The sequence below is a fragment of the Pantoea sp. GbtcB22 genome, from assembly GCF_019091025.1.
Lineage (GTDB): Bacteria > Pseudomonadota > Gammaproteobacteria > Enterobacterales > Enterobacteriaceae > Pantoea > Pantoea leporis.
In genome coordinates, this window is sequence record NZ_JAGXKB010000800.1 from 1 (window position 1) to 238 (window position 238).

Consider the following 238-nt stretch of genomic DNA (forward strand, 5'->3'; position numbering starts at 1 on the left):
CTGGATGCCACCGATGAGAACATCGCGCAGGTGGCGCGGGAGTATCAGGAGACTTACAGCAAATCAGCCACGCGATACGACACGCAGATCGATTCGTGGCGCAAACGGATGGCAATGGACGCGCTCGAAGAACGCGATCTGCCAGCGCGTCCCAAGTTCAATGCCGAAGCGAACGCCTTCTTCGCCGCAGTCAGCTTCAACGGCGGGCCGATGGAGCTCGCCGACAGTCCGCGAGTCG

The 238-nt window shown here is 61.3% G+C and carries 1 protein-coding gene; it reads left to right on the forward strand.

All coding sequences use genetic code 11. The features are described 5' to 3' along the window. Positions 1 to 238 (forward strand): hypothetical protein (locus tag KVT28_RS26730; protein WP_217551333.1); only part of this gene is annotated, 238 nt, incomplete at both ends.